The organism is Terriglobus roseus (assembly GCF_900102185.1).
Taxonomy (GTDB): domain Bacteria; phylum Acidobacteriota; class Terriglobia; order Terriglobales; family Acidobacteriaceae; genus Terriglobus; species Terriglobus roseus_A.
The window spans coordinates 2,592,957-2,614,701 of sequence record NZ_LT629690.1; the positions used below are offsets into that span (position 1 = coordinate 2,592,957).

15 protein-coding genes are annotated in these 21,745 nt (G+C 53.5%); 6 read left to right on the plus strand and 9 right to left on the minus strand.

The window, feature by feature from the left end; genetic code table 11:
• Positions 1-3 precede the first annotated feature (3 nt).
• The 5 genes from BLT38_RS10865 to BLT38_RS10885 all read right to left on the minus strand — a co-directional run bounded on the left by BLT38_RS10865 (position 4) and on the right by BLT38_RS10885 (position 5,917).
• Positions 4-678 carry a hypothetical protein gene (locus tag BLT38_RS10865; protein ID WP_083345190.1) on the minus strand — a complete coding sequence of 225 codons (675 nt, stop codon included), beginning with the start codon at positions 676-678 and terminating at the stop codon, positions 4-6.
• Positions 678-2,129: a hypothetical protein gene (locus BLT38_RS10870; RefSeq protein ID WP_231966423.1), complete on the minus strand. Its 1,452-nt coding sequence runs from the start codon at positions 2,127-2,129 to the stop codon at positions 678-680. Before BLT38_RS10870 ends, BLT38_RS10865 begins: the two co-directional genes overlap by 1 nt.
• A complete protein-coding gene (locus BLT38_RS10875; RefSeq protein ID WP_083345192.1) occupies positions 2,126-3,817 on the minus strand; it encodes an ATP-binding protein in 1,692 nt (563 codons plus the stop codon). Before BLT38_RS10875 ends, BLT38_RS10870 begins: the two co-directional genes overlap by 4 nt.
• 107 nt (positions 3,818-3,924) lie before the next feature.
• On the minus strand, positions 3,925-4,662 hold the full coding sequence (locus BLT38_RS10880) for a response regulator transcription factor (protein WP_331711374.1): 738 nt from the start codon (positions 4,660-4,662) through the stop codon (positions 3,925-3,927).
• Positions 4,663-4,852: 190 nt separating this feature from the next.
• Positions 4,853-5,917 carry a LacI family DNA-binding transcriptional regulator gene (locus BLT38_RS10885; protein ID WP_231966425.1) on the minus strand — a complete coding sequence of 355 codons (1,065 nt, stop codon included), beginning with the start codon at positions 5,915-5,917 and terminating at the stop codon, positions 4,853-4,855.
• Between the two features lie 401 nt (positions 5,918-6,318).
• On the opposite strand from BLT38_RS10885, the gene BLT38_RS10890 reads away from it, so the two are divergent.
• From BLT38_RS10890 to BLT38_RS10910, 5 genes are all read left to right on the plus strand, one after another.
• On the plus strand, positions 6,319-9,579 hold the full coding sequence (locus BLT38_RS10890) for a TonB-dependent receptor (RefSeq protein ID WP_172838228.1): 3,261 nt from the start codon (positions 6,319-6,321) through the stop codon (positions 9,577-9,579).
• A gap of 52 nt (positions 9,580-9,631) precedes the next feature.
• Positions 9,632-10,741 carry a GRP family sugar transporter gene (locus BLT38_RS10895; protein WP_231966882.1) on the plus strand — a complete coding sequence of 370 codons (1,110 nt, stop codon included), beginning with the start codon at positions 9,632-9,634 and terminating at the stop codon, positions 10,739-10,741.
• Between the two features lie 34 nt (positions 10,742-10,775).
• Positions 10,776-11,726, plus strand: a complete 951-nt coding sequence (rbsK, locus tag BLT38_RS10900) for a ribokinase (protein ID WP_083345195.1) — start codon at positions 10,776-10,778, stop codon at positions 11,724-11,726.
• Positions 11,727-11,961: 235 nt separating this feature from the next.
• Positions 11,962-14,043 (plus strand): formylglycine-generating enzyme family protein, encoded by a 2,082-nt coding sequence (locus BLT38_RS10905; RefSeq protein ID WP_231966427.1) that lies wholly within the window; start codon positions 11,962-11,964, stop codon positions 14,041-14,043.
• A gap of 298 nt (positions 14,044-14,341) precedes the next feature.
• Positions 14,342-14,830, plus strand: coding sequence for a cupin domain-containing protein (locus BLT38_RS10910; RefSeq protein WP_083345197.1), 489 nt, complete (start codon positions 14,342-14,344; stop codon positions 14,828-14,830).
• A 55-nt stretch (positions 14,831-14,885) separates the two neighbouring features.
• On the opposite strand, the gene BLT38_RS10915 is transcribed toward BLT38_RS10910, so the two are convergent.
• The 3 genes from BLT38_RS10915 to BLT38_RS10925 form a co-directional block, all read right to left on the minus strand.
• Entirely contained in the window at positions 14,886-16,253 is a 1,368-nt protein-coding gene (locus BLT38_RS10915; RefSeq protein WP_083345198.1) for an NAD-dependent succinate-semialdehyde dehydrogenase, read from the minus strand.
• Positions 16,254-16,409: 156 nt separating this feature from the next.
• Entirely contained in the window at positions 16,410-18,287 is a 1,878-nt protein-coding gene (locus tag BLT38_RS10920; protein ID WP_083345199.1) for a hypothetical protein, read from the minus strand.
• Positions 18,287-18,751 carry a hypothetical protein gene (locus BLT38_RS10925; protein ID WP_083345200.1) on the minus strand — a complete coding sequence of 155 codons (465 nt, stop codon included), beginning with the start codon at positions 18,749-18,751 and terminating at the stop codon, positions 18,287-18,289. The genes BLT38_RS10920 and BLT38_RS10925 overlap by 1 nt, the downstream gene beginning before the upstream one ends.
• Before the next feature lie 528 nt (positions 18,752-19,279).
• Between BLT38_RS10925 and BLT38_RS10930 the strand changes: the two genes are divergently transcribed.
• On the plus strand, positions 19,280-20,257 hold the full coding sequence (locus tag BLT38_RS10930) for a hypothetical protein (RefSeq protein ID WP_156785094.1): 978 nt from the start codon (positions 19,280-19,282) through the stop codon (positions 20,255-20,257).
• Between the two features lie 76 nt (positions 20,258-20,333).
• Here the strand turns inward: BLT38_RS10930 and BLT38_RS10935 are convergent, their stop codons facing one another.
• Entirely contained in the window at positions 20,334-21,722 is a 1,389-nt protein-coding gene (locus BLT38_RS10935) for a PP2C family protein-serine/threonine phosphatase (protein WP_083345202.1), read from the minus strand.
• Positions 21,723-21,745: the final 23 nt, after the last annotated feature.

A 21,745-nucleotide genomic window follows, 5' to 3' on the forward strand; every position in this document is an offset into this window, starting at 1 on the left:
CATTTAATAGGACGGATGAGATGCATCGTAGGGCTTGCCAAACTTATTCAGATGGTTCTGCGGTTCCTCCCGCTGGCCAGTCTCAATATCTCCCAGGTTTGTGCTGCCCTGCGATACGTGTATGCGGCGCGGAGGCTTTTCTCCGCGCCGTCCCTCCACCCATGCATGCAATTCGTAGTCGCCTTCGGGAACATCGGCGATGTGAAAGTTGTTACTCGCATCCGCGACCGCATAGTACGGAGTTACCAGCGACAGCACCACCGCGCTCATGTCTGGATGGATATTGCAGAAGATATAAGAGATCCCCTCACGGGTGAACGCAACAGTCCGCGTCGATCCCGCCTCATAAAGTCCAAGATCAAAACGACGACCGTCAAACATCGAAAACACGTTATGGAAAAACGGATCAGCGTTCGGAAAACTCACCGTACTGCCCACCGGAACCACCAACAAATGCGGATGAAACATCTTGTTCTTCTGCAGCAACGTAAAGTTGCTGGAAGGAGGAAAGTCCACTTTCCCCTGTAACGGCTTGAGCCAGATGGCAGCTGGAGGAATGCGTTCCTTCCCATTGCCGTTCCCTGATTGCACAAGTCGCGCCGTCACCTCAGCAGCAGTTACGAGGCGCGCAGAAAAAAGCATCCCCCACAAACAGATTGCGTACAGGAGAGTCTTCATCAGAAGCGGTACCCCGCTGCCAGACCAATCGCGTCCGAAAGACGCAACACATTGTTGACATAGTTCGTCCACAGCCTGCGGTACTCAAGCGAGAACTCTAAATACTTGCTTGGAGACACGATCACATTTCCGAATGCACCGCGGTTTTTAGACAGTCCTGTGTAGGTCGTTGATCCTGCCAGCGAGGAACGGATGTCCGCAGCGAATGGGTTGTCTATGCCATATCCTGCGTTGAATTGCAGACGTTCGGCCGGACGGAACTTGAACTGCGCCCATCCGCCAACATCATTCAGTGCTTGCGCAGCGTCGTCCGTGCCTGTTGGATAAAAGTAGTCCACGTAGCCGCCGCCCCCCAAACCGCCAAGGCCTGCGCCTCGATAAACATTCGAAGTAAGCTGCATGCGACGTCCTAAAGGAAGCCGAAGATCACCGCTGATGGCCCACGCATTAAAGCGATACCCTTCGGAAGTCCGATGCGGACTGAAGTATCCACCAACACCAACTGCTGCGCCCTCATCCTGTTGCCCTGCAGCATATCCTATGCGTCCTTCCAGGCCCGGCCAGCGGCTGCGTTCCGCTCGCGTTACCGTCGCTGTGGATGTGGCATTTGGCAATAGCGGATCCTGCACATCAAGGAACGCTCCCGCAATTTCAAGGCGCTGCGAGGACTTCAGCGAGATGCTCTGTCGCACTCCAATCTGCGGATTCCACGTCCACAGATCGCCACTCCATGACAAGTTCGGTTGCGCCGTGGACACAAGGGATGTGGGAATATTCGGCGCTAGTAGCGAGCGGTCTTGCGCGAAGAACGCTTCCGTCTTATCCCACACCAGGGAAGCATGAGCCGTCCGTAGACGCAGGATGCCTGAAGCTCCGTAGGTCTGCTGTGATCCGTTCGCAAAAAAGTCAATGCGCAGGTCTGCATGGCTTGTTGCACCCAGCAAGTGCGGTCCGGTCGCGTCAAAACCGAGGATTGTTTGACGCACGGAGAAACCGGTGTTGCCATCGCCATTCAGTGCGTATGTTGGGTCAATTGCATCATCGACTCGATGCGTATTAATGAAGCCGTTGAAGAGGATTAGACCGGTCAGGCGCAGTGGATACTTTGATTCTGTCTCCACCTTGGTCTGTTCATGCGTCGCGATTTGCGACTCCGCAATTGCCTGCCGCTCCTGGATCTCCTCTGTCGTCTGAGCGACGGGTGGCTGAGCCACCTGCGATGGGCTGGCTACTGCTTCCGTAGGCCGATTACCCAACTCTTTCTGCAATGCGTCAATCTGCTGTTGCAGTTCCAGCAATTGTTGCTGGTATGCCTTCATCTGCGATTGAACCTGCGTCACCGCGGTGCTCAAACGCTTCAGCCGCTGTTCTGGCGTCTCCGGTGTTTGCGCCGGAAGCATTCGTCCCAGCACTAGCGTGGCAAGTATCGGCATTGTCCATGCGTGCTTCATAGGATCACCAGGTCATCCATATGCGTTTGTGAAACCGAACCTTGCGCGCGGCGGTGCAACGTCAAACGAAAGATCGTCTCGCCAGGACGACTGCTCACTAACTCAACACAGCCATCATGCTCCTGGGCCACACTGTGTGCCAGGGTAAGACCAAGACCAGTTCCCTTCTGTTTTCCTTTGCTCACAAAGGGATCAAAGAGACTGTGGCGAATTCCGTCCGGAACGCCGGGTCCAGAATCCTGCACCGTTACGGCGATCGTATCCTGCAGGCCGGTAATAGAGATCACTACGACGTGTGCGTCTGCACCTTCGGCTGCAGCCTGACTTGCATTCAGCAGCAGGTTATAAATTGCGCGTTCCACCTGGCGGGCATCGATGTCTGCGGTGGTATCTTCGCTCACTTCCGACATCTTGAACGTGACTCGCTCTGCATCCGGATGCGATCGCACAAGCAATATCGCCCGCTCTACCACCGAAGCAACCGATGCCGGACTGCGCCGAAGTGAAGATCCCGTGTTGCCAAAGAGAAGAAGGGCGTCCAGCATATCCGTCGTACCATTCACTGCAAGGCGAATCTCCTCAAACAATTCCGCTCGTTCTTCGGGAGGCATTGTGGGAGAAGCGAGGAACTCTGAGTTGGCATAGATCGCGGCTAGATAGTGACGCAAATCGTGCGACACGGAATTTGCCATGCGCCCGATGGTAGCCAACCGTTCTGCTTCCAGCAGCGCTGTGTTCTTCCTCTGAATTTCCTCTCGCATCTCCGCTAATGTGGCACTGAGGAAGCGCACTTCTCGGGGGCCACCTGAAGGCAGCACGTAGTCGCGATTCCCTTCTGCAAAGGCCTGCACCGCAGAAGCCAATCTTTCCAACGGTGCGGTGACGCTGCGTGCAAGCAGCAGCATCAGAACACAGCCCACGCCAATCGAAAGCAGACCCGCGAACAAAATTACACTGCGGATTTCAGCCTCAGCACGATCCACGGCAACGAGCGATTTCAACACCACCAGATGTACGGGCACGTCCGCTCGAGACGAAAGATCGCTGCTGGCAGCCAGATAACGCTGTCCGTTGAGCTGCAAAAGCACCGGCGCTGTTCCCTGGGAGGTCTCCACAGGAAGCAGCGCATTCTGCTGCACATTCGGGAGCGTACTTGCAGCCACCCGGTGATCCACCAGGAAAATGGCCTCGGCACCTGCGCCGCGCCCCACTTCCTGCAGCAGTTCATGATCGATTCGGTAGCCACCAATCACATAACCAAGAAGAGTGCCGCTTTCCTTCGCTCCGAAATAGATGGGCGTCACTGCAAACTCAAACAAGTTGCCGCCAGATGTTAGGTAATGCTTGCCAGGGGCAAACAATACCTTCTGCAAGGAAGCGCTCAACTCGTCGTGTTCGTTCTGTACCGTGGAGTAGGTCGCCAGTACGCGACCATCCTGGTCGGCTAGTGCGAACAAATCGTTGCCACTCAACTTCCAGAAGTCTCTCGCCCCATCCGAGATCGTGATCGTGTCACGCGCAATCATCAGGGCGCGAAGCGTGGGAAGTGCCGCCAACAGCGTGTTCTCACGTTGCAAAGCTGCTCGTTGCCGGGCCTGCAGATCCTGAAATGTCTGAATGGAGTGCTGCAGGTCCGTTTGCAGCGTTTCCTTTGCATGTTCCCGGAGGCGGCCTCGAACGACCAACATGCTTAACAGCAACGTGGCCGCAACAATGCACGCTACTGATATTTGCAATAGCAGCCGTGTGCGGATTCCGGAAGTATGTCTGTCCGAAGGCAAGGGTGAGCGCTACCTTATGGAACAAACTTATACCCTGCGCCATGCACCGTGCGCAGGTATCGCGGCTCTGCCGCATCCGGCTCCAACTTCTGTCGAAGCTTCAGGAGCTTGTTGTCCACGGTACGTGTTGTCGGGTACGAGTTATAACCCCAGACCTCGTTCAATAGCTCTTCACGGCTCAGCACGCGTTCCGGATTGGCGATAAAGTAGCGCAGTAGCTTGAACTCATGCGCGGTTAGCGTAATGGGAACGCCGTTCCGCTTCGCGCTCATCTTGCTGAAGTCCACCTCGCAATCGCCAAAGGAATACGTGGCCACCTTCGGAGTTTTCTGCATGCGACGCATAGCGGCTTGCACCCGCGCCATCAGTTCGCGCGGGCTGAACGGTTTGGTCACATAATCGTCTGCACCAAGCTCCAACAAGAGCACCTTGTCCGCTACTTCCCCGATCGCGCTGACAATCACCACCGGCGTCTCTGGACGCTCAGACTTCAGCATGCGGCACAGGTCGCGTCCAAAAATGTTGGGCAGCATCAGGTCCAGAACCACAGCGGCCGGTCGCGTCGCGCGAAATGTGTCCAACCCGGACTGGCCGTCGCCACACACGCTCACGGAATAGCCACTCTCACGAAATAGCCGATACAGGATCTTCTGCATCCGCACATCATCTTCCACCACCAGAATCTGTGCCTCCGGTCCCATCGACAGGACACCGGGGTTGCGGTCGGACGAGGTTTGAGCCATGGTCTGCATTATTCCCACATTGTCATACCAAAACAGGGCATAAATCGTGGATTTTCGGCCATCGTGACAAAGTAATGACTTTTGGGACACGAAAACGGGACTTTGTCAGCGCAAACAAGGCTTCAGATGCCAGGCTTTAAACCTAAACAGGGTGGAAGGATAACGGATCGTTGAAGCCGAAGGCAGCCGCTTTGGCTCCTCAGGTTCGCTTTCGTTTCGTTCCGCGTTTCACCGTCGGCGCACTCGCCTGCAGTGCCTGAGACGGGGGCGCCACCGAATGTCTTAGTTTCAACAACGTCTCGAGAACAATATGCTTTGCGGGACCATCGTCGCCTTGTCTGCGATCTAGCAATAGACGAGCAGCAGTTGTGCCAAGCTGATACCCCGATTGCGACACCGAAGACAGCGATGGATTCGTTGTCTCGCCCAGATCCAGATCGTCGAAACCGATGATGGAAATATCCTCAGGACAGCGAAGGCCCGACTCGCGAACGGCGAGCAGGACGCCCAAGGCAATCATGTCGTTGCCGGCAAAGATCGCTGTCGGACGTGGGATCAAACGCAATAGAACTTGAGTCTTCGAATATCCCCCCTGCTTGTCGAAGCTTGTCTCTTGAGCGTATTCCGGGGCAAGCGACAGTTTCGCCTCTTTCATTGCTCGTTTGAAGCCTTCGAGACGCTCCTTCGCATTGGTGAGGTGCAATGGTCCTGTGATCGTTGCAAGCTGGGTGTGTCCAAGCTGAATTAAATGCCGCGTCGCGTTATACGCGCCGGTCTTGTTATCCGCGGTGACACTGTCTCCACTCCAATGCTTGGGGAGTCGATCAATGCAAACGACACCTGTGCCCGCGCGTCGATAGGACTCGGCCTGCGCCGTGAGATCGCTGAAATTCGATGGGATCACGATGAGGCCGGTCGGCAGGTAAGTCCGCAATTCGTTCAGGTGGACGATCTCTTTGGAGTGATCGTTGTCGGTGTTGCAGAGGATAAGACGATATCCATTTGAGAACGCCACATCCTCGGCACCGCGAACAACCGAAGGGAAAAACGGGTTCGTGATGTCAGGAATAATCATCCCGATCATGTTGGTCGTATCGCGCCGCAAGCCACGCGCCAACTGGCTGGGTTGATATCCGGCCTCCTGTACTGCTTCAAGCACCCGTGTGCGCTTCGGCTCGCGCACTTTGGCGGAATTGTTGAGCACATTCGAAACCGTGCCCAAGGAAACGCCTGCCCTCTTAGCGATCTCATGCATGTTGGCCATTGGCGCTTTTCTCCGTTAAACCTCAAAAGTCTACTTGAAAGAACTACGATCCTACACCCTGGCTATTGGCTCTATTTGAAACATTTCAGCCATTTTCAAAGCACTGCCGCAAACCTTTTCCGGGCTGTTACACCACATTTCTTCAGTGCTCACAATAGTTTTAGATTATCTGAAAATTACATCTTGACAACGACCTCCAGAGAGCTGTAGTTTCTCGCCTGTCTTTTTGAAACCTTTCAAAATCATCGCGAAATAGATGCTTCGTCTTGTTTTCAGAAAGGAAACTCGCAGCGCCCAGGAGGTTGCACATGTATTTGCTACGACATCGGGGGCTACCGCCCACATCAGTTCTCGCTATACCGCTATTCGCTATTGCCGCGACTTGTGCAGGAAATTTTGCGATGGCGCAGGCTACGAATGCTCAGATTGGAGGACGCGTCATGGATCAAACTGGCGCCGTGGTTCCCAATACAAGCATCGTTGTCCTGAATGTAGGCACTGGCTTGGAACGCACAGTCACAACCTCATCTCTGGGTGAATACACCATCCCTTCCCTTCCTGTGGGCACGTATAAATTGACGGCCACTTCGGCAGGATTCAAGAGCTACGCTCAATCCGGTATCACTCTTGAGAACGGACAGAGTGCCCGACTCGATGTCACTTTGGAAATTGGAAGCACGAACGCAACGGTCGAAGTTACATCATCAGTCGTGCAGGTGGACACGAGTTCAGCGGCTATCCGTACTGAGATCGATAGCACGCAGATCAAAGAGCTTCCGCTCAATACGCGTAATACGCTACAACTCATCACTCTTGTGCCTGGTGTGGGCAGTGCTTCCCTTCCCGCCGCGGTGATCAACCAGCGTAACGGGCCCACATTCAGCGTGAATGGAAGCCGCGTGAACGGCAGCCAAGTCTCACTCGATGGCGCCATCTTAGTAACCGGTCTTTACAATCGCCCAGCGAATCTGACGAACCCCGACTCCATTGGCGAATTTTCGCTGCTCACGAATAGCTACGGCGCTGAATTTGGACACGCATCGGGTGGCGCATTTGTTGCGGTGAGCAAGGCGGGCACTAATACTTTCCATGGATCTGCATGGGAGTTCCTGCGCAACGATGCGCTCAACGCAAGAAACTGGTTCGCGCCTCCTCCGGCTGCGAAACCGATCTTGAAACAAAATCAATTTGGCGTTGCAGGCGGCGGACGAATCCTGAAGGACAAAGCCTTCTTCTTCGGAACCTATGAGGGATTGCGGATTCATCAGGTCACTCTCGAAAACCTCGCCACGATAACGCCTGCTCAACGCAATGGAGACTTCAGCTCTGTTGCAACGCAGCTTCACGATCCTTACAACACGACATGCAACACAAGCGGTAGTTTGCCGGGTACTGGAACTACTGCATGTAATTACACCGCCGCCAATGGATATCCGGGGAGAAATCTAATTCCTCAAAATGAGTGGGACACAATGTCGGTGAACTTCATGAACACCTACATCCCCGCTCCAACTCTGCAGCCTTCTGGACTGTGGGCTTATACGGACCAGGTTCCAACACCGACGAGCGGCAATCAGTACACCGTCAGGGGAGATTATCGCCTGACGAAGAACGATCAGATGTACGTTCGTTACTTCCACATGGCTACTTCCGCTGTAACTGGACCGCCTTATTCATCCATCATTTCTTCTAAGTACTACGACAACTTTACGAATACCAACTGGGGCACCACGGTTAGAGACACACACACGTTCACGCCTAACCTGATTGGCGACTTCGGATTTTCAGATACGAATCTCAACACCGTCGGGACCCCCGAGGGACTCATCGTGACGGGTTCGCAGATGGGAGCCAAATACAACACCGGCGGATACAACGTATCGCCGCAAGTGTCAGTATCTGGCGTGACAAGCTTTGGCTCTGGCAATCCGTGGTATGAAAACACGGCGTTGAAGCAAGCCGATGCGAAGCTTTCCTGGGTGAAAGGAAGACACCTATGGCAGTTCGGTGCGATGGGCCTTCGTGAAGCGGAACACATCGAATGGACCAGCACAAACTCTGCAGGCAACCCGACCTTTAGCGGTGTCCAGACGGGAAACAATTGGGCTGATTATCTAATTGGTAAGCCCATCAGCTTCGGACAGTACACCCCCTATTACGGCAACGAGCATTCGGTGGAATCAGGATTCTATGGTCAAGACACATACAAAGTATCGTCACGACTGACACTGAATCTTGGCCTGCGGTGGGATCTCTTCTATCCTTGGGTGGAGTTTAACCATAACTCTCCTACCGTTACGTTTGATCCCAGCTTCCATTCCACACGATTCCCAACCGCGCCTCCGGGACTTGCGTTTCCTGGCGATCCGGGGATTCCGCCTGGAACCATCTTCATGGACAAGGGTGACTTCGCTCCACGGCTTGGGTTTGCCTACGACGTCTTCGGTGATGGCAAGACATCGGTGCGTGGCGGCTATGGCATCTTTTATAACGCGCCCGGAGCCATCACAATGGCGAATGAAATTGAGGCTCCGCCATTCGAGACTCAGCTAATTTTCACACCAAACACTTTCACCGATCCCTACGGAGGGACGGGTTACACCAATCCATTCCCATACCCTTACCTCAACCCCGGACCGAATCCGCTTTGGCCATTTCCGGCGCAGTTTTACTCACCTGATCCGCATATCAAGAATGCGTTCACGCAGCAGTACAACTTCAACGTACAGCGTGAATTTCCGAAGGACCTGATGGTGCAGGTCGGCTATGTAGGAAGCCACGGAGACCGGTTGTGGAATGGAAACCAGGCAAATGCGGCACCGTACTCTGCAGGCGGAACTGCAGCGAACGCACAGTCGCGGCGTCCTTTCTTGCCGCAGTATTATGCCGGCATTACACGGATCTCCAACTTGGGATCCTCCAACTACAACTCTCTGCAAGTGACCGCACGAAAGCGCTTCTCAGAGGGTTACACCATGCAATTCGCGTACACATTCGCGAAGTCCCTCGATTCGGGATCTGTTGCCGATGCTGATGGTGGAACCGCGCAAAATCCAGCCAGCCCCATTCTCGGCGAATATGCTCGGTCCGACTTCAACCAGAAGCATCTGCTACGCGTGAACGGCGTATGGAATCTCCCGAAGTTTGAGAACTTGGGCGTTGCGAAGTATGTCGTGGGTGGGTGGATGCTCTCAGGAATTGTCGCCTACAGCAGTGGAACTCCCTTCTCTGTGAGCACTGGCTCTTCGGCACCATGGCTAGGCGGGGGCCGAGACATGGGAGCTCTACGCCTAAACACAACGGGCATCAATCCCTGCGCAGGATGCGGAGGAAAAGACTCGTGGGCTCGAACCGGATATTTCAATACCGCCGCCTACGCTTCACCACTCCTCGCTCCCTATACGTACGGAACCTTTGGCAATAGCGGACGCAATAGCCTTACGGGACCTTCGTTATTCGATACCGACATGAGCCTTGCGAAGAACTTTTCGTTCTTACCCCGCGAAGGTTCGAAGATTCAATTCCGTGCTGATGTCTTCAATCTGTTCAACAACGTGCCTTTCAACAACCCAACAACTTCGTTAGCTTCGTCTGTCTTCGGAAAGATCACTTCCGCTGGAAATGCAAGGCAGATTCAGCTTGCGCTACGGTTAGATTTCTAATCTCTGACCATGTCTGATGCCGGGGAGGAGTGACGTTTGAAACTGGTTCGTGATGTCGCGGGATGGCAGCTATCCCAGTGGGCTGAAAGCATTCAAACCAGTCGCAAACGGATACTCTTACCCGGCAGAAGAATTGACTTTATCCGCCTCATTGAAAAGGAAGCGTTCAATGTATCAGCCTGAAACATACGGAATTGCACTTCTGTTCATGATCCTTAGCATGCTGTGCTGGGGATCATGGGCAAACTCGATGAAACTTTGCCCTGGTTACAGATTCCAGCTGTTTTACTGGGACTACGTCATCGGGCTGATCGCTGGAGCAGTCGTGTGGGGCGTGACTTTCGGAAGTCATGGAGCCGCAGGACGGCCGTTCTTTTCTGATGTAGCTCACGCCGGGCCGCACTCGATTCTTCTCGCTATGGCGGGTGGTGCCATATTCAACATTGCCAACCTATTGCTTGTCGCAGCGATCGACATCGCGGGACTCGCCGTGGCGTTTCCAGTTGGCATTGGTCTGGCATTGATCGTAGGTGCCGTAAGTACCTACGTCATTTCGCCTAAGGGAAACCCTCTTCTTTTATTTATCGGTATTGCTCTAGTAACGGCGGCAATCGTATTCGATGCCATCGCCTATAGGTTGCGCGAGACCGAGCACGCAGCTATGAGCCGTCGCGGCATCATCATTAGCTTGATCGCAGGGCTCTTGATGGGAACCTTTTATCCCTTCGTTTCAAAAGCGATGACGGTAGAAGATGCTTCAGGGCCTTACGCTGCGCTTCTCTTCTTCGCACTTGGCGTTGCTATCTGCGCTATCCCTGTGAACTATTTCTTTATGCGCTTTCCGCTTGATGGCCGGGAGCCCGCATCGATGCGAGGTTATTGGCAGGCAAGCGGTTCGTGGCACCTATGGGGTGTTCTCGGAGGAGTCATCTGGTGCACAGGCGCAATGGCCAATTTTGTAGCTTCGCGCGCCAACATTGTTGGACCTACGGTTTCTTATTCCATTGGACAGGGCGCCACCATGATCTCCGCCTGCTGGGGAGTGTTCGTCTGGCATGAATTCCGTACAGCTCCTGCACGTTCCAAAACCATTCTGAGATGGATGTTTGTGTTTTTCCTTTGCGGCTTGACGGCGGTTGCCTGCGCTCCGCTGTTTTCGTAAACCCCTTCATCGTTATTTTTTGAGGAGAGACACAATGTCGGCGCAAAAGCCTATTGTCGTGGTCGGCAGTATCAATACCGACCTGGTCGCGGTGACAAAACGAATGCCAGCTACAGGGGAGACGGTCATTGCATCCGACTTTCAAACCCACTCAGGAGGCAAAGGCGCGAATCAGGCCGTAGCTGTTGCACGGCTTGGATATCCAGTGCGACTCATAGGGCGACTGGGGAACGATGCGTTCGGTGATGAGTTGCGAACCCAGTTGCAAGACGCAGGTGTTGACATAACGGGTGTCTCGACGAGTGACAGTGTTTCTGGCGTTGCCTTAATCGTTGTTTCAGAAAGCGGCGATAACAGCATTCTGATAGCCCCAGGGGCAAATTCTAAAGTGACGCCAGCGGACCTTGACGCGAATATCTCCATCTTGCGAGGTGCGGGCATCGTCCTTACGCAGCTTGAAATACCTCTTGAAACGGTTGATCATCTGGCACGCATCTGCGCACGGGAGAATGTGCCTTTGATTCTTGATCCCGCTCCCGCGCTGGAATTGCCGCCGGATATCTTCCAACACATCGCATGGTTGACGCCCAACCAGACAGAGGCGGCTTTCTATCTGGGGGATGACGATTCCAAATCAAGTTCACTTCCACCTGCGGAAACAGCGAAAGTGTTTCTATCCAAGGGCTGCCACGGAGTTGTGTTGAAGATGGGAGCGAATGGAAGCTATCTGTCATCACAGGATGGCATTAACAAACAGGTTCCCGCGTTTCCAGCCAAAGCGGTGGATACCACAGCAGCGGGAGATGCGTTCAATGCGGGCTTCGCCACAGCGCTCATGCTGGGAAAGTCTCCTTTGGAGAGTGCAAGTTTTGCGGCTGCGGTTGCTGCTATCTCTGTGACGCGAAGAGGCGCTCAGCCCTCAATGCCCAGCATGGATGAGGTAGAGGCATTCATGGAAGCCGCAAGTGGCTTAGCCCAGCATTAGTTCTCTTTTGAATCACGCCAATGCTGCGATCCTCTTCTTTCGCACCGGCCAATAAACATCTTGAACCCATCTGCACGAAAGGAACTACGACATGAAAGCTCAACTTCGAACGATGTGGAGTGCCGCAGGTCTCTCTCTTCTTGCTGTTCTCTGCTCTGCCCAAGGCAATGCCCAGTTTGGAAATCCTCAAGGCCAGCTCATTCTCGCTCCACAATGTTTGGCGGGAGGGCCAATCATGCGGCCTGGGGCTACTGCATGTACTCCATCCACGCATCGGGATTGGCTTGCCGATAACATTCATTGGCGCACGGAACGCCGCATTCGTATCGGCTACGACGGATCGCGATACGGTCTGCCTCAGCTGCAATGGGCGCAGCACAGCTTTATCCAGCCTCAGATGATGGTGCATGACCGCTATTTGTACGATCCCGTCACGGGCAAATACACCGTCGATCGTTATCTTGATGACTTGCAGAAGCGTTATGGCGGCATTGATGCGGTGCTCGTCTGGGCGGTCTATCCAAACGTAGGCATCGACGACCGGAATCAACACGACATCACGCGCACAATGCCCGGTGGCACGGAAGGTCTGAAGCAGATGGTTGCAGACTTTCACAAACGCGGCGTGAAAGTTCTGTTTCCCATGATGATGTGGGATCAGGGGACGAGAGATCCGGGAACGGATTGGCCAACAGCCTTTGCACAATTCATGAAAGAGATCGATGCCGACGGCGTAAACGGTGACACGCAAGATGGCGTTCCGCTGGCGTTCTCACTTGCTGCTGAGAAGGCTGGACATCCTTTGGCGTTTGAACCGGAAAACGGGCCCAGCGACGAAGGTCTTGCATGGAACGTGCTGACATGGGGCCAATACCAGTACACATTTGCTCCCGGCGTCGACAGATACAGGTGGCTGGAACCGCGGCATCAGGTGAACATTCAGGGGCGGTGGGATCGCGATAAAACGAACGCTTTGCAGTACGCCTTCTTTAACGGTGAAGGCTGGGAAAGTTGGGAGAATGTCTGGGGTATCTGGAACGGAGTAACTCCGCGAGATGCTGAGGCAACGCGCCGCGTAGCAACGATTGAGCGCGCCGTAGCTCCGTATTTCGCGAGCGATGGATGGGAGCCGTACTATCCGACGTTGCGCTACGGTGTCTTTGCAAGCCGCTGGCCGCTGGCGGATCAGACCGTGTGGACCATCGTGAACCGTAATGAATATAACGTCGATGGAAATCAGATGACCATGCCCCATAAGCAAGGCATGCGCTACTTCGATCTCTATCACGGCGTAGAACTCAAGCCTGAAATTAAGGGCGATCAGGCGGTTCTTTCTTTCTCGACTGAAGCCCACGGCTACGGAGCGATCGCCACTACTAACGGAGAGTTGGATCCCAAGCTAAAAGAGCTGATGGGAAAGATGAAGGAGATGACTGCCAAGCCATTGTCCAGCTATTCGCACGAGTGGCACTTCCTGCCACAACAGATGGTGGAGATCGCATCTTCAACGCGCGCTTCCTCTGCACCCGAAGGAATGGTTCGCATCGACGGTGCTGACTATCTCTTCCGCGTACAAGGAATCGAGATTGAAGGCAGCGATGATGTTGGCGTTGATGTTCAGTACGGATGGGAAGATAGCCCACGCCGTTTTCATGAACACCCCATGCAGATCAAACCATTCTTCATGGACAAGTATCCGGTGACCAATGCGGAGTTCAAGAAGTTCATGGATGCCACGCATTATCAACCCAAAGACAGCCTCAATTTCCTGAAGGATTGGAAGAACGGTTCCTATCCCGAAGGATGGGCTAATAAGCCGGTCACTTGGGTATCGATGGAAGATGCTCGTGAATATGCCAAGTGGGCCGGCAAACGACTCCCACATGAGTGGGAGTGGCAGTACGCTGCGCAAGGCAATGATGGCCGCACATTTCCATGGGGCAACTGCGATTGGCTTGGAGGAGCGCGTGGCGGAGGTCCACTTGGCTGCCCTGCAGATCCTAAGGCCCTTGCGCCTGCCCTGGATAGCGGTCGCACACTGCCGCCTCCCAGCGATGTCGATTCACATCCTCAAGGAGCAAGCCCTTTCGGCGTGATGGATATGGTGGGCAACGTATGGCAGTGGACTGACGAGTATCAGGATGATCACACCCGCGCCGCTATTATTCGCGGCGGTAGCCACTATCGCGCAGCGGGTTCGCTCTGGTACTTCCCCGAAGCATACAGAAACGATCAGCATGGAAAGCTACTGTTAATGGCTCCAAGCATTGACCGTTCAGGCACGCTCGGCTTCCGCTGTGTGAAGGACGCACAGTGAAATAAACGCGAGCAAATCCTGATGCTCTACACAGTGAGCAGCTACTCGCTGGTAGGGAGTAGCTATAGAGCTGGATTTGAAGATGTTCTTCCGAAAGACCACAACTGGCCGTCGCAGGTCTACAAGACTGCGGCGGCCAGTTGTAGCTTTGGGCGAATTCTGGGCCTGTTCGATTTGTGCACTTCCACACGTTCCCTCGTGTAGCGCCCGCTATGTTTTCTGTACGCCCGAAAAGATAGCCTTTCTTCAGATTCAGTCTGCATAGTCTTACAATCGCAATTCCGGAGAATCAGCATCTATGGTTTCGATATCGTCCAGTGTCAATCTAGAAACCGCACCCGCGTACTGGTTTCTTAACTCTCTTCATCTTCTCTTGGCTCTAAATGAAACGGAAGAGGGTGCTTATTCTCTACTCCATCTCACCGCTCCACCTCAGTTCGAAACGCCCTACCACCTTCATCACGATGAAGACGAAGCGTTCTACATTCTTGACGGTGAGGTGACAGTCATTCGAGACGGAGAAGAGATCGTGGCTGGACCTGGAAGCTACATCTTCCTACCTCGCGGCGTACCCCACGGATTCAAGAGCAGCAGCGACAAAGATTCACACGTACTCATCCATGCAATTCCGGGCGGCAAGGTCGGGTTTGTCGCGATGATGCTAGCGATGGCCACCCCAATTCAAGATCGCCACAAATTGCCTGAGCCCACGCCCTCGGACTTCAAAAGGCTTGCAGAACTTTGTGAGCAGAACAAGATCAGCATCCTCGGTCCCCTTCCCAGCTGAAGGGAAACCGCTTCTAACAAGACCAAGCTTGGATCATGATGTCGTTGACGCGTGCCTAGTGCGAATACAGCACCGTCTTGGCATTCATGAATTCGTGCAGTCCCAATGAACCTAACTCTCGCCCATGACCTGACCGCTTGATGCCTCCGAAGGAAACCTCAGGCATAGACACCAAGATTTGATTGAACGCAGTCATCCCGGCTTCTATCTCACGAGCAAAACGTCCCTGTTCCGCAAAATCATTCGTCCACACCGAAGACCCGAGACCGTACGGAACATCATTCGCGATCTCAATTGCCTCATCAATATTTTCCGCTTTCAGGACAATTGCTATAGGTCCAAAGATCTCTTCTCGCATGAGAGAACTGTTGGTTGGCAAATCTACCAAAACTCCAGCAGATAGATAGGCCCCCCTGCCCTCAAGAACTTCGCCACCTACGAGGAGTCGCGCCCCCTCCTGCTTCGCTTTCTCAATCTGTTTCAAGATAAGATCGCGTTGCGCAAGGCTTGAAAGCGGCCCCATGTCAGTGTCCGGCTTCAGAGGGTCACCAGCCTTGACTGCTTTCATCGCGGAGACAAATCTCTCCAAGAACTCGTCATAGATATCCGCATGCACAATCATCCGCTTGCCACAGATGCAGGACTGACCAGTGTTTTGAATTCGCGCCTTCACTGCCTGGGGGACAGCTTCGTCAAGATTCGCAGAGGGCATTACGATGAAAGGGTCGGACCCACCTAGTTCAAGGACAACTTTTTTCAGCGCTCCACCAGCTTGAGCCCCTACCGCACAACCTGCTCTTTCGCTCCCAGTAAGAGTCACTGCTGCGACGCGATCGTCAGCGATCAAATCTGGAATCACTGATAGCTGAATTGGAAGATTCTGGAAAACTCCAGTCGGTGCCCCGGCCGTTTGAACCACCTCCTCAAGGAGTGCTGCGCAACCTTGAACATTAGGCGCATGCTTCAGCAACCCTACGTTGCCGGCCATAATTGTCGGAGCAATGAAACGGGCAACCTGCCAATAGGGGAAGTTCCAGGGCATGATCGCGAGTATGGCTCCGAGGGGAAGCCAGATTGTCTCAGCGGTCTTCCCGCTCGGTAATTTCGTTGTTGTGCTCTGCAGTAGTTCAACACCGTGTTGAGCGTAGTACCGAAATACAGCGGCACATTTTTCCGCTTCGGCAATCGCGGATGAGTAGGTCTTGCCCATCTCCGTCGTTGCCATCGCTGCCAGGCGATGCTTATTTGTCTCGAAATTGTCTGCAATCCTGGTGAGTAGTTCCTGCCGCTCCGTCATCAAGGATGTTCGCCAGGATTCGAAGGCAGAGGAAGCCAGCACAAGACGGTTCTCCAGTTCCACCAAATCGATTTCTTCGTACATTGCCACTTCGACGCCGGTAGCGGGATTGATGCTTGTGAACATGTTTCTCCTCTTCACACTTCGTCAAGATGGCTTTCGTAAATGCTGGCGTTGATCGTAGTTCGGATTTTATCTAGCTGGTTGAAGAAGTTATCCAAATTGTTAAGCGACTCGCACTCATCAAGACGTGCGAGTCGATTAATGGTACTCACACAGGAATCAATGGGTCACTGTGGTCTGCTGAGTGTTTTCGAACATTAGCAAGCTCATCGCATTGCCATCCAACTCAATCGCCATTACACGGTTTTTATCAATCGGGTAGTACGCGTACCCACTGGACATGATTAACGAGAGGGAGTTCAATCCGGTCAGTTGGAACAATCCTGAAGAGCTTTCTGTTCCAGTCACTCCAGTGTTGGAGTACGTATCGAACGGGGTTGGAGCAAAGCTCAAGAGATTCTGGTCCTGTGATGTGTAGTCGGTAAAGCCGCTTACATTGTCATTGCTGATAGTGACTGGGCCCACAGCTCCGAATGGTTGTTCGTACGTGGGACCATTCAAGAAGCCGACACCTGAGAGCGCATAAGTTCCCTCATAGTCGCTCAGACCGTTCTGCGCAAATGCCAGCCCGCTGGTTTCCTGAATGCTGTCCGCACCAATCTCCACTGCATTGCCGCTTCCGTCTAGGTAGAGAATGAACGTGAAGGTTGCGTTTGAAAATGCGTCCGGCACAATGTTGCTCACCACAACGCGACCTAAAGGGCTCACCGTGTATGCTGCGCCGGAGTAGATACCCCGTCCTGTGTTCGTAAGGTCATTCACAACCAGATGACCTGAGACCGAGCCGTCGCTGGCGAAGGTGTGATAACCACCGAACGTCACGGGGCCGTTGACATCTTGTCCGATCGTGCCATGTGCATAGGTCGTGTTGGCAACACTGGCCGTACTGAATTGGCCAGCATTTGATCCTTGCGCAAGCATGGTTCCACCGAGGTCTGCGTTCAAGCTGTCCGACTGGCTTTCCAGCACTTGAATTGTCTTGCCATCGAGTACATAACCGGTCAGTACGAAAGGCTTCACAACGCTCGAGTTCGGTGTCAGGCTGATCGAGATTCGTCCGTATTGATCAGGAGTGCTGACTGTGCCCGACGTAAAGCTCTGTCCTAACAGGACAAATGCACTTCCAGTGTTCTGGTTATCATTCGCATCGTTGAAATCGAAGATGCTGACGGTCGTATTGAGCACTCCGTTGTTGAAGTTCAAAATGCCGCCGACACTGAGCTGATTCTCATCCGAGGTGGAATCGACACCAGTCGTTGCAAATGCATATCCGCCAGTGGGTGTTGCCGTACTCGTTTGAAGATCCATCGATCCCGTTGCCGCGCCAAAGCTATCGAACTCTGACAGGATGAATCGTGTTGCTGAAACCTGAGTACCGCGCAATGTCAGAACACCGTTCACACCGATGTTTGGATCGGATGTAGCCAATACAAACTGCGTGTTGCCGTTAGTGAAGGTGATGCTCGAGCTCGCAGGAATTAATGGGTTTGAGCCGAGATTGTTGGAATCTGTATAGTCTTCCTCGCCACCTACGATCGCGCCGCTTTTGACTGTCAGGGCTCCGCCTACGTAGTAGGACATGTTGTTATCTTGCCCGGATAGGTGATAGACGTATGTGCCGTCAGCGATCTTCGGTGTGGATGGTGCTGCAATCGCTACGGTTGCACTAGCGGACTTGGTCTTATCCGTCACCGAAGTTGCCGTAATGGTTACCGTGGAAGCCGAAGGAACAGCACCCGGTGCAGAATACGTGGTCGATGCACCGTTTGTAGTGGTGGTCGGATTGAAGCTGCCACAGGATGAACTTCCACAACTTACGCTCCAGCTTACGCCGCCGTTTGCTGCGTCATTATTCACTGAAGCTGCAACGCCAGCGGTTCCGCCTGTCACCAATGACGATGGTGGAGCAGTCACAAATACCACATTAATCGGATTGGTTGGCGAGGGACCCGAGCCAGAACCGCCGGCGCTGCACCCTGCAAGTATGACGGCAGCAGCAGACGCAAATGCGACATGGAGTATCTTATTGAGATTCATTAGAGCGCTCCATTCTGCACGGACTGCGCCTGAGTGCGAATCTTTGTCCGGTGACGAAGAACGACGCCCCGGTCATTGCGAATCGTGAATGTTTCGTTATTCAAAACGAGCTGCTTGGCAAAGAGGTAGTTCTTGCCGTTTACGGTTTCCATCTTGCCCGTAACCTGCAGCTTGTTGCCTACAGAAATTTCGCGAATCGCCTTGGGAGCGTAGGGTCCCGCAGCAACGTCCAGTTGACCTTGAGCGGTACCCAGAATCAGGTGCAAACCTGCGGGACTGCCGGTCACGCCGTTGTTTATCACCTCTGTGACAAACGCCGTGGCGGTTACGTCGTTACCTGGTGTAGATGCGGCCCAATGTCCCGCAAATCTTCCGGTGTTATTACCGGTAGCAGAGCTTTGCGCAACGACACACATCGCGCAGAAAACCCATGCAATCAAAGCAAAAGCAACTCTCAGCTTCATGGTTAGAGCCTCTTCAGGAATATCGGGCTCAGATCAAGAAGTCACACTCGAAGAGCCCCAGCGAACAACACTGAGACTAAGCAAGAGAGATGCTCAAAGACATAGAGGTCATTACACGGTGTGACTGTGTGGTACTACATAGATCGCTGCCTGCGCCGGGTAGGGCCATTGAAAATATGAGAACCCATAGATGCGAGGGAGTTCTTGACCTAACTAATTTTCAATTTTTTCGATATGCATCGTCGCCATCTCTGCGGAACCACCACAACCGGAGTTTCAGCAGTTGCAGTTCAGAGGAAATTGAGTCTCCAGAATGCGGTCGAAACGCCCAACGGAACAATCTGACGGTGGTGACAAGAAAGCATTCCATCTTTGATGGGATCAGGTATCCCGCCAAAGTTCTCATATCCGTTCCGATGACACCGCGCAACAACTGGTGGCGATCAATAGATCATGGGCAAGGTCATATTTTTTCAAGCAGTACTGCCCAACTCCTAAGCTAAGATGTCCAGCACGAGGTTTGTCGCGATGAAGTTTGATGAACTTACAAAATCTGTCATCGCTCTTTGGAGCTTTCTTGCTTATCCCATAGGCGAGATCCTCGCTTTGAGCGGGATAGCTAGGGTTGTTTGGGGCCCTGGTCCGTTTCAACGGCTTAGCGGCTTTATAACAACCCATGCGTCCGTTGTGAACAATCCCCCGATGCACGCAATGATGGACACATATGGGATAACGAAATTGCTCCCAATTGTCTCTCTTGTGATCATCACCCTTTCCCTTTACCTCTTTAGTAGAGTCATTGCGACGACGATGAATATGCTTCCGCCGCAATTTTTGACTCGCTCACCACATATCCTCCAGGCCGTCGATGATGAAACGAAGTCGTTCCTGTGGATTGGGCTGCGCGCTAACGGAATCCATGAGCTTGAGTCACAGGTAGGCATTGTCGTAGAAGAAGCAAGAGCAAAGAAGAGCTGGATCGTCGAACAATATCTTACCTGGCCTGAGAAGCGTTTGGACGCAGCTCATTTCAGGTTCAGCTTCCTCAAGCTTCTAATTCTTTGGACTCTTATATGCGTTGTGTTTTCCCGACCGATGGCCGACGTACAACACACCCATGTTGGTTCAGCCCTCATGATCGTTACTGCTCTTCTCCTAGCCCTGATCACGCAGTTTCTGTTGATCATTCAGTATTCGGAGATGGCTTTGGCGGCAAAATTTCGAGTTGCAAGAGCATTGCTACAAAGCAAAGAAGACTTCGGGCCACCAGAGCTCTCCGCTATTCGAGAAAAGCAGACAGAAGTGGTTCTTGAATCCACCTTCGACCGCTGGTGGGGTTTCACCTACTTTGGCGACGGCATCATCTCCCATTGGAAGAACCGCAGGGAGCGGATTCACTGGGGGAAAGAGTATCAGGACACCGTAAGGAAACAACGACTCGCCAAGATCAAAGCTGCAGCGAACGTTCAGCAAGCTGAAAGTATAGATAAAGACTTCTCTCCTTAGGATCAGTCTGCGAGACTCGACGTGAACCGGAGAATCCAAATAAAGAGAACCTTGATCCTCCGAACCGTGACCTTCTCTATGCGGCAAGTGGCACGCGCTTGATGACTACAGCAGTCAGATCGTCCATCTGTTTTGTGCCTGCGGCGAAGTCTCTCACCGCATGATAGAGCTCAGCGATGATCTCTTCTGGAGCGAGATGACGCGCCTTGCGAACTGCGTGCTCTAGGCGCTCCAACCCGAACTGCTCACCTGATGCGTCTTCCCACTCGAAGAAGCCATCCGTAGCCAGCACTACCATATCCCCTTCATCCAGATGCAGCACGATGGGTTCGGCGGAGTTCAACTCTGGCAGTAGGCCGAGCGGAATCGCCTGCGCACCGAATTGGGCAAAGGTGTCTTGCGCCGATGAGTAAACGAACAACGGCCCATGCCCTGCCGATAGCAGTTCAACCTTCGCCTCCTCAGTCGAGCACACTGCCGCCACAAACGTCGCAAACTTTCCGGCTGGAAGGTCTTCGCCGAAGAAGCGATTGATGTGCTGCATGGCGTGCCCTACATCCGCATGTATGTCGAAACTTGATCGCGCATAAGCACGGCATAACGATGCGAGCAACGCAGGGCCTATTCCGTGCCCCGTCACATCCGCCAAAGTCACGACGACGCGTCCATCGCGTAGCGGCGTCCAGTCGAAGTAGTCGCCACCCGTTGCATCCGCTGGAAGGTTCCACCCACTGATCTCAAGTCCATTCACGGTCGGTCGTATCCGCGGTAACAGTGACTGTTGAATGGATCGCGCGATCTCCAGGTCATGTTCCACCTGCTTTAGCTGCCTCTCGACTTCTGCCTCATGCAATGCGGCTTCTACATGACTCCGGACCTCGCTGCTTACCATGCCGGCAATGAAGCCGCTTGCAAGTAGCACGGCTGCATAGAAAATTACGGCGGTCTCCGCAGCCGTATGTGCACGCAGCTCTTGTAAGTTGAGCCGCCACCCCAGATAACAGGCGCTCGCCAAAAAGCCGCATGCAGCTATGAAACCAAGCACCCGAGAGACCAGCGGATTGAGGCGTAGTACAGACAGCATGATGAGTGGAAACAATGCGAGCACCCAAGGTGTCGCCACAGCCCTATAGTCGACCGCCAGCAATGGACTGGAGAAGTAGGCCACGCCCAAAACCGGCACCGCGACCTCAGCCAGTATGTTGAACCACAGCAACCAATCCGAAAGATCCTGGCCCGTTTCAAGCGCCCTACCGACCTTGTGGAGTATCCACAACTCGTAAGCCACTACAACCAATAGAAACACCGCTCCCCATGGGCTCATGTGGGAGCTGAAGACTAGGACCCTCGCTATGATGGCGATGGCGAATATCAACAAAAAAGCAGTTACGCCGAGGATGCGGCGACGCTCACTGGCGAGAAGCGCTGTACGAAAAGCCCGCGATGCGATCTGCAGATCGTTCATGATCCCACTTATCTTGTGGATAG